The sequence below is a fragment of the Bacillus sp. PS196 genome (assembly GCF_037963555.1).
Lineage (GTDB): Bacteria > Bacillota > Bacilli > Bacillales > Bacillaceae > Bacillus > Bacillus subtilis.
In genome coordinates this window covers 2218641-2232047 of the sequence record NZ_CP150159.1, presented here as the reverse complement: position 1 = coordinate 2232047, position 13407 = coordinate 2218641, and the positions used below count along the sequence as shown (strand labels likewise).

Genomic DNA, 13407 nt, shown 5'->3' with positions numbered 1-13407 from the left:
TATTTTTGGGCTGCTTATGATAAAATAGAAGGAATGAAAGAAAAGGGAGTTATTTGATGAATAATAATAAACTATTGCTGGTTGACGGCATGGCTCTTTTATTCCGGGCCTTTTTTGCCACGGCCGTACATCGCAACTTTATGATAAATGACAGCGGGGTGCCGACGAATGGCGTCAACGGCTTTTTAAAGCATTTGATTACAGCTGTGGAAACATTCCAGCCGACACACGTCGTCTGCTGCTGGGACATGGGGAGCAAAACGTACCGAAATGACTTGTTCCAAGATTATAAGGCTAACCGCAGCGCGCCGCCTGTGGAGCTGATTCCGCAGTTTGATTTGGCAAAGGAAGCAGCCGCAGAGCTTGGAATTATGAATATTGGCTTTGCCGGCTATGAAGCGGATGACTGTATCGGTACTCTTGCCGATTTATTTGCGAATGAAGCGGACATTACGGTCGTAACAGGAGACAGAGATTTACTTCAGCTGTTAACGGATAAAGTAAGCGTTGCTTTGCTTCAAAAAGGAATCGGAAATTATAAAGTCTATACAAAAGAGACTTTTTATGAAGAAACAGGCGTAATGCCGAAGGCTTTGATTGATATTAAAGCGCTTATGGGAGATTCCAGTGATAACTATCCCGGAGTCAAAGGGATTGGAGAAAAAACAGCCTACAAACTGATTCGTGAATACGAAACGATTGACCGTTTATTGGAAAATCTTTCTCTTCTTCCAAAAGGACAGCAGGGAAAAATTCAGCAAGGTTTAAGCGATTTGGAGATGTCGAGGAAGCTTGCGGAAATTCATTGCTCAGTGCCGCTGGCCTGCACACTGAAAGACGCTTTATTTACTTTGCAAATGGAGCAGGCGGCTGACATGCTTCGCCGCCACCAAATCAAAGGAATTGAGCGTATGCTTGAAAAGCTGAACGCTAGAGAGATCGTTTAGATCTTCTCTAGCGTTTTGTATTGCTTTTTTTTGCTCTCTCCTCAAGCTCTGTTTTAGGGTCATTATGTGTATTGCCTTCCAGGTCGCCTTGCGGAGTAACACCGCCGGTCAGCCGGCCTTTATCTTTCTTTTTCATGTTAGTTCACCTCGCCATTAGGATGAACCAATGATCAAGATTTAATTCTTTTCATTCAGCCGAATCGCTTCTTTTGCCAGAAGATCGGCTTTTTGGTTTTGCTTGCCCGGTATCCATTTGATGAAAAAAAGAGGGAATGCCGCTTTTAATCGGATGATTTCTTCTACGAACGGTTGAAACGTTTTATTTTTAACCATTTCAAGCTCAGTGGCGCGTTCCACAATATCTGAATCGGTTCGAAAGGAAACCGATTGATACCCGCGCGTTGCACATAGCTTCATCCCTTCAATTAATGCAAGAAATTCCGCTTCTTGATTTGTATGCACTCCGATTGGAATAGAGAAGGATTCTGCTGTTCCCTCATGTTTGATAAAAATGCCGATACCGGAAGGTCCGGGATTACCAGCGCTTGCGCCGTCTACGTATATTTCTGTAGGCATTATGAACTCCTTTCATCTTTAGGTATCATTTTTTTGGCTGCATAAGCATAAGGCAATGAAATCAAAGATACCGCAAACTTAATCAAATATGTAGAAATAAAAATATGAAGCCACACGCCTGCCGGATAAATGCCGAGAAAGGCGACTGCAGTGAATATGAATGTATCAAACAACTGGCTGACTGCTGTACTGCCGCCGTTTCTGAGCCATAAAAGCCGATCAGAAGGAAATATCCTTCTAATTGCCGAATATACATAAACATCCAGCGTTTGGCTGAAGATAAAGGCAAGCAGACTTCCTAACGCAACTCGCGGAAGGAATCCGAAGATCGTTTCCAGCGCTGTTTGTGATATGTCGCTGGAAGCCGGTTCGAAAAGCAGCACGCCCTGCATGACAAATGTCAGCGTCAGGAGCGTTGAGAATCCGAGCCATACCGCTTTTCTGGCTTCAGCTGGCCCGTATTTTTCATTCAGCACATCTGTCGCAAAAAAGATTGTGCCATACATCACATTCCCAAGTGTCGCTGTTAAGCCAAACAGTTCGACTGTTTTGACGACTTGGAGGTTGGCGCAGACTGTCGCAAAACCGATCCAAACAAACAGCCCCATTTTGCCAAATCCTTTATAAAATAAAAGAACAATGATAAAATGAATGATCGCAAAAAAGATCCAAAACGAATTATTAAACAAGATGAAAAAGCTTCCTTTCCGGGGTAAGATTGGTTTGATTATAGCATATGCCCGGCAACTAATGAATGGTAAGGTGATTGTAATGAAGCTCAGACCGCATTTGAAAATAGAAGCAAAAGGAACGGGATCCGTCTCATTTTTTAGCGAAGACTGGCTGACAGCACAGCAGGCACGTATGCTTGCCAGAGAACTTGGCCGTTTTCCATCCATGAAGGAGCTAGAGTTCGAAGACGAGAAAGGCGGCAGCTGGACGCTGAAGGATTTGGAAAAGCTGACAGAGGAGCTTGCTCAAGAGCCTGATGACATTACTGTTTATTTTGACGGCAGTTTCGATAAGGAGAGCGAATTGGCCGGTCTCGGGATCGTCATCTATTATTCATTGGGAGGAACCCGGCATCGCTTGAGAAAAAATAAAAGCTTCCGGCTGAAAACCAATAATGAAGCTGAATACGCAGCGCTTTATGAAGCAATAAGAGAAGTAAGAGAGCTTGGGGCAAGCAGAAATTCAATTACAATCAAAGGGGACTCGCTTGTTGTGCTGAATCAGCTTGACGGCAGCTGGCCTTGTTATGATCCATCTCATAATGAATGGCTGGACAAAATAGAAGCACTCCTTGAATCGCTGAAGCTTACTCCAACCTACGAAACAATACAACGAAAAGACAATCAGGAAGCTGACGGCCTCGCTAAAAAAATTCTATCCCATCAATTCGTAGAAAGCCACACGAAATTAGACCGTAACGGAGATGACGATATTGGATAAGAAAATGATCTTTAAAGAACTGACAGAACTGCACGATGAATATTGCAAGGACTGTTTTATTAAGAAGCAGTTTCGCAAAGAATTTGGCAAAACTTATGCGCATTCATTTTGTATCAATAAATGTACGGTTGGTGAAAAGCTGAAACAATACGGAGATGTCTTAACCAATCACTAAAAATAAAAACCGCAGAAGCTGCGGTTTTTATTCTTTGAATTCATCGAGCTGATGCTCGCTGTCATCTAGCAGCTGCTGTTGCTGCTTTACAAATTCAGGATCATCGAGAGCTGCCAGCTCTTCAGATTGTGACAGTTCTCTAGCATCCTCAATGGCTTGGTATGCAGAGTCAACTAATGTTTTGCTTTGGCCTCTCGTCGCAGCTCCTGTTGTTTTCTGCGCTGTTTCCACCGCTAGTTCCAGCTGCCGCTTATCCGTAAAGCCAGTCTGATCCTCATTATGAAATTCTGAAGTCACCAAAAACACCTCCGCCATTATTTTGCAGAGTTTTTTTGAAATTTATGTACCAAAATAGAAAAGAAAATAAAAATAAGCCGATATAACTATTGAACCAGAATAAATAGGACTGTTTTACTATTTGAGGTATCTTGATAGAGAAGGGGAACGCAGCTATGGATGATAAAGACTTGAAGTTGATCCTTCACAAAACATTTATAGAAATATACAGTGATTTAGAAGAACTGGCGGATATCGCGAAAAAAGGAAAACCATCAATGGAAAAGTATGTTGAAGAGATTGAACAGAGGTGTAAACAAAACATTTTGGCGATTGAAATCCAGATGAAAATCAAATAGGAGAGGCGAATGCCTCTCCTCTATTTGTCATCTCATCATCATGTATTGAGTTTAGAGTTTTACAACATTAGAAGCTTGAGGTCCACGATTACCTTCGACAATTTCAAAAGAAACTTCTTGTCCTTCTTCTAATGATTTGTATCCATCTCCTTCGATAGCTGTGAAGTGAACAAATACATCGTCTCCGCCTTCAACTTCAATGAAGCCGAATCCTTTTTCGTTGTTGAACCATTTTACTTTACCGTTTTGCATATTGCTTAATTCCTCCTAGTACTGTAGCACCCATGTGCTAAAAAAAATTTTGTCATCATCTAACTTTGATTCATTGTTAAATGATGGTTCAACTATACACCATCTGGGAGCACCCGTCAAGTTTCGAAACGGCTTATTTTTCAAAAGAAGGGCAAGTTTCATAAAAAATGTAACCGCTTTTATTAATGGCTGAATATAAATAAAAAGAGCACACGATTTTCGTATGCTCTCAAGTACGCCATTAAGATAGTGCTTTGGCTTTTTGTTTGGCAGTCATCATTTCTGATTCCTTCAGGATATCCTCTAAAATCACTTCAGAGGAGTTTGCTAAATGAAGGTCCTTAATGTTTTTCTTCATGCGATGCAAGGTATCTTCATCTGCAAGAAGGGAAGTGACTGACTCGAGAATCTCTTCATGACGGTTCACAACGATGGCAGCTCCGCGGTCTTCAAAGAAGTTTGCATTTTCTTTTTCCTGGCCAGGCACGGGTTTGTACAGAATGACAGGCACTCCAATGGCTGTGGCTTCTGTCAAAGTAATGCCGCCGGGCTTGGTAATCATGCAATCTGTGATCCGAAATAGCTCATCAATGCGCTCCACATAGCCCAGAACTTTTAATTTGTCACCATTTTCCGCCTCAAGCGCACTCAAAGATTCTTTTAAAGCCGTATTTTTCCCGCACACGACAACCACTTGCACTTGGTCATCCTTGACAAGGTTTTCGCACAGCTCTTTTACGTTCTTTAATACACCGTGAGCACCTGCCATGATCAGAAGCACTTTTTTGTTTGGTGAAAGATTGTACTTTTTATATATCGGGCCAACCGGCATGGATTCTTCAAATTGCGGCCTGATTGGAATTCCTGTGATTTTTACGTTGCTTGGATGAGTGCCGATCTCCAGCAGTTTTTCCTTCACGTAATCTGTCGCCACATAATATTTATCCACGTTTTCGTGAACCCAAATTTTATGAAGACAAAAATCAGTCATAACGTTGAAGGTAGGAATGACTCTTCCAGTTCGGCGTCTGTATTCCGGCACGACGATCATCGGAAATGTATTAATAATAATATCGGGCTGATGTTCATCGACAAGTTCGCCCAATCTTTTATTACCCATTTTAAAGTAAATATTGAATTTACGTTTATTATAGATTTTGTCAACTCCGTAATAAAACAAACGATAAAACTGTTTCCCGATTGAGAAGCTTTTTAAATAAAGGTATTGAGTTACCTCTGAAACAATCGGATTTGACTCTTGGTACAAATTAGAAACTGTTACATGCTGAAAGCCGAGCCGTACACATTGTTCATAAAGTGTTTTGGCTACCTGCACATGTCCATTTCCGTAATTTGCAGTCAAAATTAATACTCTTTTATTGGTATTCAAGTAAATTCACCTCAATGTAATCAACAACAAGCAAGCTTCATGCATCGTAAGGAGTTATTGTCTATACATAAACATAACACAAATACATAATCGAATTATTAATGCAGTGAAAAAGTTAAGCTAATTTTAAATGATTTGGATTCCAGTATTTTAAATTTTTGTTATACGCAGACTGAATCAGATGTATTTTATCATATTTTTTGCTCAGCGTATCACTAAAAAAAGAAAAATTAGTCCCATTCATAAGGAGTTTCCTGGTAAACGTAATAATTCAGCCAATTCATAAACAATAATGTGGCATGCGCTTTCCAGCGATTCACTGGCTCGTTGCTGCCTTTTGCAAAATAATGTTTAGGCGCCTCGACAGTAGAAAGGTTTCGTTCCAAATCTCTTTCATACTCTTGAAGAAGCGTATTTGTATCATATTCAGGGTGCCCTGTCAAAAAGACTTGTTTTTCGTCTTTGGACACAATTAAGCAAACCCCGGCTTCCTTTGATGCGGTAAGAATGTTTAACTCGGGCACTGCTTGAAGCTGTTCCATATTTATATCTGTATGCCGGGAATGCGGCACGTAGTATAGCTCGTCAAAACCTCTTACCAATCTTTCGTGTTTTGAAAGAACGGTATGTTCGAACACACCGAAGATTTTTTTCGGCATTTGAATTTTTTCCACACCGTAATGGTAGTACAAACCTGCTTGAGCACCCCAGCAAATATGCAAGGTTGAAGTGACATTTGTTTTGCTCCACTCCATGATTTCCTTGAGCTCTTCCCAATATGAAACCTCTTCAAACGCCAAATGCTCGATCGGCGCACCGGTGATAATCATGCCGTCAAACCTCTTGTGACGGATATTGGAAAAAGTCGTGTAAAATTCGTCAAGGTGTTCTCTCGCAGTATTTTTCGGCGTGTGTGTGCTTGGGATTAAAAATGTGAAATGAACCTGTAAAGGCGAATTTCCAAGCAATCTGAGAAGCTGAGTCTCTGTTTGGATTTTTTTCGGCATCAAATTTAATATAATAATTTTTTGCGGCCGGATATCCTGATGAAATGCTCTGCTTTCATCCATTACAAATATATGTTCACTTTCAAGCACCTGTTTTGCCGGCAGGTGTGTTGGTATATTAATAGGCAACGTGCCACCTCCATTATTTCCCCGTTTAATTTTCTTCATTATAGGAATTTTCACGCCAATTTTCAATCTATCTATACGTGTTGAGGGGGAAACAACAGAAAACTCTTTAAATAAAACGCACTGACACGCCTTTTGGTTTCACAGTAAAATGATTTTCCATGATGTCAGAGGGAATTGTAATGTTTTATAGAATGATAAGATAAAAAATGAGCCATATGAATTGATAATGAACGGACGCTTATATCGTTAGGTTTCTTATGAGTTCTTAATTGATGTTTACATTTTGAATTGCGATTTAAAAAAGGTAAAATAATCAGCACCAGGGACATAGGAGGGACTTACATGTCTATTTATCATATGAAGGTACGTACAATCACAGGGAAAGACATGACACTTCAGCCTTTCGCGGGAAAGGTACTGATGATCGTGAATACAGCAAGTAAGTGCGGTTTTACTTCCCAATTGAAGCAGCTGCAGGAATTATATGATACATATCAGCAGGAGGGGCTGGAGATCTTAGGGTTCCCCTGCAATCAATTCATGAACCAAGAGCCTGGTGAAGAGGCTGACATACAGGAATTTTGTGAAACAAATTACGGTGTTACATTTCCTATGTTTTCAAAAGTGGATGTAAACGGGAAAAACGCCCACCCGCTGTTTGTGTATTTGACAGAACATGCGAAAGGGATGCTGGGAACTAAGGCGATCAAGTGGAATTTCACGAAATTTATAGTGGATAGAAATGGAGAAATCGTTGGCCGTTATTCACCAAATACAAATCCGAAAGAGCTGGAAAACGATATCGTGAAGCTATTAGAGCACTAAAAAGAGGGTGTTTTTGTGAAGGAATTGAAGCAGGCAGAGCAAATCAGGACATGGGTTCAATCTATCCTGACTGACGAAAGCTCTGGACATGACTGGCATCATGTATCAAGAGTAGCAGATCTTGCAGCGTATATTGGAGAAAAGGAAAAAGCGGATTTGTTCATTGTTGAAACAGCGGCTTTGGTTCATGATTTAATTGATGTGAAGCTGCCTGACACGGTCAGGCTTTCTGTGAGCGAAGTATATGATCAGCTCGTTTTTTTCGGAGTAGGAAAAGAGAATGCTGACAGGGTGATTCATATTATAACAAGGATGTCCTTTCGAGACAGGGAAAAGCTGGCGAAGGAGCCGCTCTCAATTGAGGGAAAAGCCGTACAGGATGCTGACAGACTTGATGCGATTGGTGCTGTCGGCATTGCGAGAGCTTTCATGTTTGCGGGCGCAAAAGGGCATGGCCTTTATGGAGATGAGCAAAGCGCATACGCTCATTTTTTTCATAAGCTGCTGCGGCTGAAAGATATGATGAATACAGACACTGCACGGGAACTGGCAGAAGAAAGACACAATTTTATGCTTCAGTTTGTCCGCCAATTAGAAAAAGACATACCCGGGATTGATGCCGAAACGTCGTAATAGAAGGCTTGGAGCGACTATGATAGAATAAGTCACAGATATGCTATAGGAGGACGATCATGAAGATAAAATCAATTGAACCTACACCAAGCCCGAATACAATGAAAGTCATCTTAACGGAAGAGCTTCCGGCGGGCAAAAGCAATAACTATAAACCTGAGCAAGCAGAAGGCGCACCGCCTGTTATAGCGGAAATCCTTAAAATAGATGGAGTTAAAGGGGTCTATCACGTCGCAGATTTTCTTGCTGTTGAACGGAATGCAAGATACGACTGGAAAGACATTTTACCGCAAGTCCGCACTGCATTTGGGATGGAAAGTGCTGAAAGCGCAGAAGAAAATCGTTCTGATCAAGAATCTTTTGGAGAGGTAAAAGTTTTTGTGCAGATGTTCAGCGGCATTCCTATGCAAGTTAAATTAACCGATGGAGAGCGGGAAGAACGCTTCGGCTTACCTGAACGCTTTCAGCAGGCGATCTTAAAACTTAGATCTGAAGCTTCCAATGTTGTGTTTGAGCGGGCTTGGAAAGAACAAGGTGTCAGATTCGGTGACTTTGATGAAATCGGCCATGACGTGACAGAAGAGCTTCAGGCGGCATACAGTGATGAACGGCTGAAACGACTGACTGAAGCAGCCGCTCAAGGAAAGGGCGAAGCAAAACAAGCTGTACAGCGCAAAGCGTATAAAGTAACGCTTGACATGCTGGATGATGAGGACTGGAAAAAGCGTTATGCACACTTGGAACAGATGGATCCGAAAGAAGAGGATATCCCGGTTTTACAGAAGGCATTGGATGATCCAAAGGTGTCCATCAGAAGACAGGCTGTTGTGTACTTAGGAATGATTGAAACACCTGATGTTCTTCCTCTATTGTATAAAGCACTTGAGGACAAAGCTGTATCAGTCAGAAGAACGGCCGGAGACTGCCTGTCTGATATCGGCGATCCTCAAGCCATTCCTGCTATGATCAAGTCGTTAAGCGACTCCAGCAAGCTTGTTCGCTGGCGTGCGGCCATGTTCCTGTACGAAGTCGGCGATGAAAGTGCAATTGAAGCTTTGCGCGCTGCCGAAGATGACCCCGAATTTGAGGTCAGCCTTCAAGTCAAAATGGCGCTTGAACGTATTGAGCATGGAGAAGAAGCAAAAGGTTCTGTTTGGAAACAAATGACGGAAAGCAGAAAAAAAGGCGAATAGAAATAAAAAAGGTGCAGATCATGCACCTTTTTTATGTGAATTCACTTTTTATAAAAATTATTTCGAATATTGTTGAAAAATATCCGAAAACTATTTATAGTAAGTAACAATATTAATAGTTGGAGGGTTCAAATCGAAAGAAAGCTATATAAATATAAAAACACGAAAGAACAAAACAAGGTGAGGGCGGCCTGTATTTATCTTATTTGCAAAAACAGCCCACAAATAAACTGAAAATTGTCAAAATAAAATCCAATCAAACAATTGAAAGAATTTAGGAGGATCACCATGGCAGAATTACGCAGTAATATGATCACACAAGGAATCGATAGAGCTCCGCACCGCAGTTTGCTTCGTGCAGCAGGGGTAAAAGAAGAGGATTTCGGCAAGCCGTTTATTGCGGTGTGTAATTCATACATTGATATCGTTCCCGGTCATGTTCACTTGCAGGAGTTTGGGAAAATCGTAAAAGAAGCAATCAGAGAAGCAGGGGGCGTTCCGTTTGAATTTAATACCATTGGGGTAGATGATGGCATCGCAATGGGGCATATCGGTATGAGATATTCGCTGCCAAGCCGTGAAATTATCGCAGACTCTGTGGAAACGGTTGTATCCGCACACTGGTTTGACGGAATGGTCTGTATTCCGAACTGCGACAAAATCACACCGGGAATGCTTATGGCGGCAATGCGCATCAACATTCCGACGATTTTTGTCAGCGGCGGACCGATGGCGGCAGGAAGAACAAGTGACGGGCGAAAAATCTCCCTTTCCTCAGTATTCGAAGGGGTAGGCGCCTACCAAGCAGGGAAAATCAACGAAAACGAGCTTCAAGAACTAGAGCAGTTCGGATGCCCAACGTGCGGGTCTTGCTCAGGCATGTTTACGGCGAACTCAATGAACTGTCTGTCAGAAGCACTTGGTCTTGCTTTGCCGGGTAATGGAACCATTCTGGCAACATCTCCGGAACGCAAAGAGTTTGTGAGAAAATCGGCTGCGCAATTAATGGAAACGATTCGCAAAGATATCAAACCGCGTGATATTGTTACAGTAAAAGCGATTGATAACGCGTTTGCACTCGATATGGCGCTCGGAGGTTCTACAAATACCGTTCTTCATACCCTTGCCCTTGCAAACGAAGCCGGCGTTGAATACTCTTTAGAACGCATTAACGAAGTCGCTGAGCGCGTGCCGCACTTGGCTAAGCTGGCGCCTGCATCGGATGTGTTTATTGAAGATCTTCACGAAGCGGGCGGCGTTTCAGCGGCTCTGAATGAGCTTTCGAAGAAAGAAGGAGCGCTTCATTTAGATGCGCTGACTGTTACAGGAAAAACTCTTGGAGAAACCATTGCCGGACATGAAGTAAAGGATTATGACGTCATTCACCCGCTGGATCAACCATTCACTGAAAAGGGAGGCCTTGCTGTTTTATTCGGTAATCTAGCTCCGGACGGCGCTATCATTAAAACAGGCGGCGTACAGAATGGGATTACAAGACACGAAGGGCCGGCTGTCGTATTCGATTCTCAGGACGAGGCGCTTGACGGCATTATCAACCGAAAAGTAAAAGAAGGCGACGTTGTCATCATCAGATACGAAGGGCCAAAAGGCGGACCTGGCATGCCGGAAATGCTGGCGCCAACATCCCAAATCGTTGGAATGGGACTCGGGCCAAAAGTGGCATTGATTACGGACGGACGTTTTTCCGGAGCCTCCCGTGGCCTCTCAATCGGCCACGTATCACCTGAGGCCGCTGAGGGCGGGCCGCTTGCCTTTGTTGAAAACGGAGACCATATTATCGTTGATATTGAAAAACGCATCTTGGATGTACAAGTGCCAGAAGAAGAGTGGGAAAAACGAAAAGCGAACTGGAAAGGTTTTGAACCGAAAGTGAAAACCGGCTACCTGGCACGTTATTCTAAACTTGTGACAAGTGCCAACACCGGCGGTATTATGAAAATCTAGATAGCTGGGGACACTTTCTTTTATTTTAAGGCGTGAACATTTGAAATCCGGCCCTCTCTATAGTATCCTTTACTTCAGATGAAGGATACTAGAGGGGGCTTTTTTTATGTCAATGGCTTATGAAGAATACATGCGCCAGCTTGTCGTACCGATGCGCCGCGAGCTGACTGGAGCAGGTTTTGAAGAGTTAACAACAGCGGAAGAAGTAGAAAACTTTATGGAAAAGGCAGAGGGCACAACTCTTGTAGTCGTTAACTCTGTATGCGGCTGCGCGGCAGGCCTTGCGCGTCCTGCGGCTACACAGGCAGTCCTCCAGAATGACAAAACACCTGACAATACGGTGACTGTATTTGCGGGCCAAGATAAAGAAGCTACTGCGAAAATGCGTGAGTATTTTACTGGCCAGGAGCCTTCTTCACCATCAATGGCTCTTTTGAAAGGCAAAGAAGTTGTACATTTTATTCCGCGTCATGAAATTGAAGGACACGATATGGAAGAAATCATGAAAAATCTGACTGCTGCCTTCGATGCGCACTGCTAAATGCCCGTTCTCCGGGCATTTTCTTTTTGGGAGTACAGAAGATGATAACAACAAGCTATAGACCGTCTGAACACACCATAAAAACTGCAAAGCAGCTTTCTAAAGAGCTAAATATGCCATACTGCGGCCGGAATAAACAAACGGTTGAGCACCTGCTGAAATCAGCTGAACGTGATTTGCTTGTGGTCGGCAAAGAGCGGTTTGAGCTGTATACGAAACAAGGTGCCAAATTCTTTTTTCATCCGAATACAGCGATGTTCAGAGCCAAACGCTTCTTACAGGGGGAGAAAGAACCTATGCTTCGGGCTGCCGGCTTATCTGAAGGGGATACGTTTTTAGATTGCACACTCGGGTTGGGGTCAGATGCCATTATCGCAAGTATGGCAGTAGGCGAAACGGGTTCTGTTGTTGGGATTGAAAAAAACCATCTTGTGTCTGTTTTAGTGAGGACGGGGCTGCATTCATGGGAAACGGGTATAGAAGAGCTTCAAGCTGCGATGAGAAGAATCCAGGTGAAGAATGGTGATTGCTTTGAACACATCAAGCAGCTCCCTGACAACTCTGTTGATGTGGTTTATTTCGATCCAATGTTTCATGAACCTGTAGAAACCTCTGACGGCATCGCGCCTTTACGTGATTTGGCAGAGGATTCCGTTTTGCACGAAGGATGTATCAATGAAGCGGTACGAGTCGCCAGAAAAAGCGTTGTGCTAAAAGACCACTGGAAAAGCCCGCGGTTTGAACAGTTTGGTTTTAACGTCATGAAAAGAAAAACAGCACTGTTCCATTATGGCGTCATTCAAACAAGCCCGTGATTCATATCACGGGCTTTCTGTTAATCGGTGACCTCCATGACGACAAAGTATAATAATGTTAAGAGTGAAACTGTGGCAAACAGAGCGTCAATCATGCGGAAAGCCTCCTTTCATGAAATATTGTAAGCGTTTTTACACAAAGTGCATAGCAACGAATCTCCTAATTTGCATATCAGTTTCATATAGTACATGACTTGCATGTTTTGGATGTGCTAAAATAAGAGAAACATGACAATAAAATAGAGAGGAATAAGCAGTCATGAAATTGTGGATGAGAAAGACCCTTGTGGTTTTATTTACCATTGTAACGTTCGGGCTCGTATCTCCTCCGGCTGCCCTTATGGCGGACAAGCCTTCCGGACAGCCGAGCAGTCTTGAGCAGAATGATTACACCGCTTTTTATGATGAGCATGACCTGTACGATGATGAGTCGGATGACAGGCGAGATCCTGAACTGCTTTTTCAATCGTACAAGGAACAGCTCCTTGACAGCGCTGAGGATCAGTCCTTTTTAAAATTCGGCAGCAGAATCGCTCCTGTCATTGAGGATGACTATCGGAAAGAGATCCTGCCAAAAATCGAAAATGTGATTAGTGATTATTTAGCGACATTGCAAGATGATGAGGCGTACCAAGATGTTGTGATCTCAAGCATGCCTTCAGCGGGCAAAACGGAAAAAATTTTCAACGTTTACAATCGGACAACTGGAGAAGATCTTCTCAGATTCCATGTGCGAAGAGACCACCCGCCTCATGACGGCTACTGGTTTAATTTTCATTATCATACAGCAGAAGATGGATTTCAATCACATCATGAGCTTGGGAGCATTTACTGGGACCGCAACACGCCTCCCAACTGGATGAGTGCCTAAA

General features: G+C 42.8%; 19 protein-coding genes. 11 read left to right on the top strand and 8 right to left on the bottom strand.

Annotated features, from left to right (window positions below):
* Positions 1-56 precede the first annotated feature (56 nt).
* Complete coding sequence (gene exnP, locus NST79_RS11435; protein ID WP_003230763.1) at positions 57-947, top strand: 5'-3' exonuclease ExnP; 891 nt, start codon at positions 57-59, stop codon at positions 945-947.
* A 7-nt stretch (positions 948-954) separates the two neighbouring features.
* Here the strand turns inward: exnP and sspL are convergent, their stop codons facing one another.
* Genes sspL through NST79_RS11420 form a run of 3 tightly spaced genes read right to left on the bottom strand, consistent with a single transcriptional unit; the run spans position 955 to position 2212 of the window.
* Entirely contained in the window at positions 955-1083 is a 129-nt protein-coding gene (gene sspL, locus NST79_RS11430; RefSeq protein ID WP_003218255.1) for a small, acid-soluble spore protein L, read from the bottom strand.
* Positions 1084-1124: 41 nt separating this feature from the next.
* A complete protein-coding gene (locus NST79_RS11425) occupies positions 1125-1523 on the bottom strand; it encodes a reverse transcriptase-like protein (RefSeq protein WP_015251853.1) in 399 nt (132 codons plus the stop codon).
* Positions 1523-2212, bottom strand: coding sequence for a queuosine precursor transporter (locus tag NST79_RS11420; RefSeq protein WP_014477139.1), 690 nt, complete (start codon positions 2210-2212; stop codon positions 1523-1525). Before NST79_RS11420 ends, NST79_RS11425 begins: the two co-directional genes overlap by 1 nt.
* Positions 2213-2294: 82 nt before the next feature.
* On the opposite strand from NST79_RS11420, the gene NST79_RS11415 reads away from it, so the two are divergent.
* Complete coding sequence (locus NST79_RS11415; protein ID WP_212060678.1) at positions 2295-2975, top strand: ribonuclease H family protein; 681 nt, start codon at positions 2295-2297, stop codon at positions 2973-2975.
* On the top strand, positions 2968-3150 hold the full coding sequence (locus tag NST79_RS11410; RefSeq protein ID WP_004399003.1) for a zinc-finger domain-containing protein: 183 nt from the start codon (positions 2968-2970) through the stop codon (positions 3148-3150). The genes NST79_RS11415 and NST79_RS11410 overlap by 8 nt, the downstream gene beginning before the upstream one ends.
* A 27-nt stretch (positions 3151-3177) precedes the next feature.
* Here the strand turns inward: NST79_RS11410 and NST79_RS11405 are convergent, their stop codons facing one another.
* Positions 3178-3447, bottom strand: coding sequence for a DUF2564 family protein (locus NST79_RS11405; RefSeq protein ID WP_004398863.1), 270 nt, complete (start codon positions 3445-3447; stop codon positions 3178-3180).
* A gap of 155 nt (positions 3448-3602) precedes the next feature.
* On the opposite strand from NST79_RS11405, the gene degR reads away from it, so the two are divergent.
* Positions 3603-3785 (top strand): transcriptional regulator DegR, encoded by a 183-nt coding sequence (degR, locus tag NST79_RS11400; protein WP_003230774.1) that lies wholly within the window; start codon positions 3603-3605, stop codon positions 3783-3785.
* A 51-nt stretch (positions 3786-3836) separates the two neighbouring features.
* Here degR and cspD read toward each other — a convergent pair whose 3' ends face one another.
* The 4 genes from cspD to metA all read right to left on the bottom strand — a co-directional run bounded on the left by cspD (position 3837) and on the right by metA (position 6563).
* The gene (cspD, locus tag NST79_RS11395) at positions 3837-4037 is read right to left on the bottom strand and encodes a cold-shock protein CspD (RefSeq protein WP_003230776.1); all 201 of its coding nucleotides are present in this window, start codon (positions 4035-4037) and stop codon (positions 3837-3839) included.
* 15 nt (positions 4038-4052) lie between these two features.
* Positions 4053-4199: a hypothetical protein gene (locus tag NST79_RS11390; protein ID WP_123373170.1), complete on the bottom strand. Its 147-nt coding sequence runs from the start codon at positions 4197-4199 to the stop codon at positions 4053-4055.
* Positions 4200-4278: 79 nt separating this feature from the next.
* A complete protein-coding gene (locus NST79_RS11385; protein WP_015483359.1) occupies positions 4279-5427 on the bottom strand; it encodes a diglucosyl diacylglycerol synthase in 1149 nt (382 codons plus the stop codon).
* 230 nt (positions 5428-5657) lie between these two features.
* A complete protein-coding gene (gene metA / locus NST79_RS11380) occupies positions 5658-6563 on the bottom strand; it encodes a homoserine O-succinyltransferase (protein ID WP_004398721.1) in 906 nt (301 codons plus the stop codon).
* A 342-nt stretch (positions 6564-6905) separates the two neighbouring features.
* Between metA and NST79_RS11375 the strand changes: the two genes are divergently transcribed.
* The 7 genes from NST79_RS11375 (at position 6906) to NST79_RS11345 (ending at position 13406) form a co-directional block, all read left to right on the top strand.
* Positions 6906-7388, top strand: a complete 483-nt coding sequence (locus NST79_RS11375) for a glutathione peroxidase (RefSeq protein ID WP_212060670.1) — start codon at positions 6906-6908, stop codon at positions 7386-7388.
* A gap of 15 nt (positions 7389-7403) precedes the next feature.
* Positions 7404-8021: an Mn(2+)-dependent (deoxy)ribonucleoside pyrophosphohydrolase gene (gene hdhQ, locus NST79_RS11370; RefSeq protein ID WP_072173277.1), complete on the top strand. Its 618-nt coding sequence runs from the start codon at positions 7404-7406 to the stop codon at positions 8019-8021.
* A 59-nt stretch (positions 8022-8080) separates the two neighbouring features.
* Entirely contained in the window at positions 8081-9214 is a 1134-nt protein-coding gene (locus NST79_RS11365) for a conserved virulence factor C family protein (RefSeq protein ID WP_042976329.1), read from the top strand.
* A gap of 288 nt (positions 9215-9502) precedes the next feature.
* Entirely contained in the window at positions 9503-11179 is a 1677-nt protein-coding gene (gene ilvD, locus NST79_RS11360) for a dihydroxy-acid dehydratase (protein WP_009967560.1), read from the top strand.
* A gap of 106 nt (positions 11180-11285) precedes the next feature.
* Positions 11286-11720, top strand: coding sequence for a bacilliredoxin BrxA (brxA, locus tag NST79_RS11355; RefSeq protein WP_003230794.1), 435 nt, complete (start codon positions 11286-11288; stop codon positions 11718-11720).
* A gap of 41 nt (positions 11721-11761) precedes the next feature.
* Positions 11762-12535 (top strand): class I SAM-dependent methyltransferase, encoded by a 774-nt coding sequence (locus NST79_RS11350; protein ID WP_003230795.1) that lies wholly within the window; start codon positions 11762-11764, stop codon positions 12533-12535.
* A gap of 259 nt (positions 12536-12794) precedes the next feature.
* Positions 12795-13406, top strand: coding sequence for a YpjP family protein (locus NST79_RS11345; protein WP_009967559.1), 612 nt, complete (start codon positions 12795-12797; stop codon positions 13404-13406).
* Position 13407: the final 1 nt, after the last annotated feature.